Source organism: Fructilactobacillus sanfranciscensis DSM 20451 (assembly GCF_001436035.1).
Classification (GTDB): Bacteria; Bacillota; Bacilli; order Lactobacillales; family Lactobacillaceae; genus Fructilactobacillus; species Fructilactobacillus sanfranciscensis.
Genome location: NZ_AYYM01000040.1, coordinates 1 through 4,160, shown reverse-complemented (window position 1 = coordinate 4,160; position 4,160 = coordinate 1). Strand labels below are relative to the sequence as shown.

5 protein-coding genes are annotated in these 4,160 nt (G+C 29.2%); all 5 read right to left on the bottom strand.

Annotated features, from left to right (window positions below):
* The coding region (locus tag FD36_RS06595) for an NAD(P)-binding protein (RefSeq protein WP_156402043.1) at positions 1 to 99 on the bottom strand (99 nt) is incomplete at its 3' end.
* 31 nt (positions 100 to 130) lie between these two features.
* Positions 131 to 1,183, bottom strand: a complete 1,053-nt coding sequence (locus tag FD36_RS06160; RefSeq protein ID WP_056958813.1) for a glycosyltransferase — start codon at positions 1,181 to 1,183, stop codon at positions 131 to 133.
* Positions 1,184 to 1,202: 19 nt separating this feature from the next.
* Entirely contained in the window at positions 1,203 to 2,171 is a 969-nt protein-coding gene (locus FD36_RS06155) for a glycosyltransferase family 2 protein (RefSeq protein ID WP_056958812.1), read from the bottom strand.
* A gap of 207 nt (positions 2,172 to 2,378) precedes the next feature.
* Positions 2,379 to 3,812, bottom strand: a complete 1,434-nt coding sequence (locus FD36_RS06150; protein WP_056958809.1) for an oligosaccharide flippase family protein — start codon at positions 3,810 to 3,812, stop codon at positions 2,379 to 2,381.
* Positions 3,813 to 3,817: 5 nt separating this feature from the next.
* The coding region (locus tag FD36_RS06145; RefSeq protein ID WP_235803521.1) for a UDP-galactopyranose mutase at positions 3,818 to 4,160 on the bottom strand (343 nt) is incomplete at its 5' end.

Below are 4,160 nucleotides of genomic sequence, written 5' to 3'. Positions count from 1 at the left end.
ACGTTTTTCAATTACTTCAACATGGTGTCCTCGTTTAGCTGCTTCATGAGCAAATGTTGATCCAAACAATCCTGAACCAACTACTAAATAATCAGTCATTTAATTTCTCCTTTTTGTTTATAATTTAATATTATTCAATTCCTTTTTTTAAAAGACGCACGAATCTTTGGTCGTAGCTATCATCATATAAAAAATCAATTGAATCTTTTATTTTTTGCGAATCAAAATCAACATCATCATTGATAAATTTTTTTAAATATTCTGATAGCTTACTATAATCACCAACTGGATACAAATACCCATTAAGATTGGATTTAATTAAATCTTCTGGACCCGTTTTACAATCAGTTGCAATTGCTGGAATTCCATAACTCATTCCTTCAGCGATCACCATAGGTAAGCCTTCAAAATTAGAATTTAACAATAATGCACTAGCATGTTCAATATCATTAAATGGATTTTTACTCCATCCTTTCAAATGAACACGGTTAGCAAGGTTTTCTTGGTTAGATATAATCTGTTTAATTTCTACCATATCTGAACCTGATCCATAAATATCCAAGCTCCAATTCCCTTGAATTCTTGATAAACATTCTAAAAGGCCTCGTAAGTTTTTTTGCCCATCTAGAACAAGTCGACCAATATAAATAAATTTACAAGGAGCTGCTTTAGTAATTGTTTTAGATTCTCTTTTAATTGGATTAAACAACAAACCAATTTTAGCTTCAGGTATCCCTAATGAAAGCAATTCACGTTTAATTCCCGTTGAAATTGCCAAATTATAATCTGCATATTTTAAATTATTAATTTTTTCCCCAATACCCGGATCAATAGACGACACATGAATCCAAGAAATAACCTTATAATTTTTTTTGAACATCTTTCTTATTTTTTCTGCAAGTTTTACTTGAACTGGGCCCAAACAAACTACCGCAGAACCATCAAAATGAATCAAAAAGTTAATTAAACGCAGAGTGTTTAAAATCTTATTTTTAAAGTTAGGATTATCAATTTTAACTACCTTTTCCATTTGATTTAACATTTCTGAATAATCAGAATGTTTAAATAAAAAAAATGATAAATCAAATTCAGATTGAATGGCTTTACTATTAACTAGATGGTGTAAAACGGTTGTGATTCCACCAGGTTCAAGATTAGTTATGAAAGTAACTTTTTCCTTCATTAATTATTTATCCTCTCACTTATTTAGCAAATTGTTTTTTATAAAGTTTGATATAGAAACTTGGTAAAATACCTGCTAACCCTAAAGCAACAGAATATTTTTTGTCTAAAAATTTAAAATAATTAAATCTTAAATCAGGTTTTAAAAATTTTCTTTGTTCACTAGCTGTCCAATTAGCGTTCATTAAAATGTTTCTATGAACAAAATATAAATCAATCCTTGCTTTAAAACTATTAAAATAATCAGGTACTTGTCCATCTACACTAACAATTTCTTTTACGTCATTAATATACTTCTGACATTTTTTTCCTAATTGTGGTTGAAAAGAATTAGTAATCGAACCTGATCGTTTGTAGATAACATATTCTGCTTTTTCAACAAACCCAATTTCGTCATAATTAATACATTTTAAATATTTTAAAACAAATAAACTATCTTCAAAAAATGTTTTGTTTACAAATTCAAGATTATTATTTTTAATAACCTGTAAATCATAAAGCTTATTCCAAGCTCCAACATCCATTTCTTTATTATCTACTAAATACTTTTCGATTAAATTATCGTTACTAGTAGCACTTTTCAAAACTGATTCATTTTCTAATTCAACATTACCATTCTGTAAAACCTTTTTAATTCCTGCAATGACTAGCTTATTTCCAGACATTTGACTCATGACATTATCTAAATAATCTGGTTCATATTCGTCATCATCATCAGAAAACATCACATATTTTCCTTTAGCAATTTGCATTCCGTGATTACGAGCTGCAGATAACCCACTATTTTGTTGCTTAACGCTTGTAACATTATGATATTTATTAGCATATTGATTAATAACTTCAATCGTTCCATCTTTTGATCCATCATCTACAATAATAATTTCAAAGGGATATTGTGTTTTTTGTTCTAAAATTGATTGAAAAGCACGCTCAATTGTTTTAGTCGAATTATAAGTTGTTAAAATAACACTCACTTCATAATTTGTCATGAAATTACCTCTTTAAATTTTTTTAAATATTATCTTTATATAATTAATTATAATAGCTAAAAGAAACTAATAAATAATTCGTTCTGCTTATATAACATATATTGATTTTAACATTTTTATTAATTATCAACATAAGTTCTATAACTAATTACTAAAATTTAAAACCGATTTATTCTCACAAAAAAAGATTAATGAAAAATAAATTCATTAATCTTTATTATTTCTATTTTTTAATTTAAGTAATGTTACTTTAATCAAATTTGGACGTAATAACAAAATAAAAACCAAATATGAAATCATTCCAGTAATAATTTCAATTAAAATCATTAACCAGCTATCTTTTAAAACCGCTCCTAATCTAAAGACAATTAAAAACATTAAGAACCCAGCCAACAAATATTTCCAATAACTAACGAATAGTTTTTTCATATTGATTTGATTTCGAATTGCATACATTTGATATCCAGTAACCGTAATTTCTGAAATAACTGTTGCTAATGCTGTACCAACAGCTCCCCACATTAAAATTAAAGGGACATTGGCAATAATATTTACAATTGCTCCTAAAATAACAGAATAATTAAAGGCTTTATTTTGATTAGTTGGAACTAAATATTGCAATCCAATTGCATTACTCCAACCGATTAACAAAACAACGACTGCTTCAATCATCATTAACGGAATTACAGGCATGAATTTAGGTCCTAAGAACAATGGTACTAAAGCTGGCGCAATGGCCGCAATTCCAAACATTAACGGAACCGCAATGGCAGTCACAAATTCAAAGGAAGTATATAAGTAACTCTTAACCTTATCAATTTGTCCATTTTTGTAAGCATTTGAAACATGTGGTAACATCACTAATCCAGTTGCCGTTACTACAGCTAACGACATTTTAACAATCTTGTCAGACTGCTCGAAAAACCCTGAAGCATTAACCGTAGTCATGTACCCTAGCATCGTTTTATTAACTTGAAGATAGATTTGTGTCGCAATTTCCGGAACAAAGAGTACCAATGATGGTAAAAAATGCTTAAATAATTTCAAGTGATGCCATTGAGGTTTTCCAATGAAACGTTTCAAACTCGGAAATAAGGTTAAATTACCAATCAATAACGACAAAGCTAGGATTAAAATATAGAGAGCTAAGTCATTGTAAGACTTAACCATGGTAAAAATACTTACTAAAGTAACAATCTTTACCACTAAGTTTCTAACCACCGTTACTGCAAAGTCTTCTACTCCTTGAAAAAACCAAGAAATATCAAATGTAGCTGCCAGTAGAGCAAATGATTGGGCCAAATAATAACCAAGCCAATCTTTTCGTACAAACAACAAGAAGATGAAAAATGCTACAAAAGCTAATGAAATTGTAATAATACGCATCAAAAAAATTTCATAAAAAGTATTGGTTAACTTTTGTTTATTATCTCTAACGTATGCAGTTTGCCGATTTCCATACATAGCAACTCCAATACTTCCAAATATGATAAAGTATTGAATAATTGAATTAGTATAAGCATTAATTCCAACACCATGTGGTCCCAAAACTCGAGCCAAGTATGGTGTTGTAATCAACGGAATTAATAAAACAAAGATTTGATATGAAGCATTATAAAGATAGTTTTTAATAACTTTCATAATAATTACTCGCCAAATTCTGATTTAACTAACCGAAGCGATGACATAATGGTTTGATCCATGTTGTAATAACGGTATTGGCCTAAACGACCACCGAAGACTACATTATCATCATTTTTAGCTGCTAATTCAGTATATTCTTTGTAAAGTGAACGGTTACGTTTGTTATCAATTGGATAGTAGGGTTCATCACCACGACTCCAGTTCTTAGGATATTCGTGAGTAATCACTGTTTTATTTTTATTACCTTTACCAAATTCAAAGTGTTTGTGTTCAATTACACGAGTATATGGCGTTTCAGCATCCGTATAGTTTACTACGGCATTACCTTGGTAATTATCAACATCT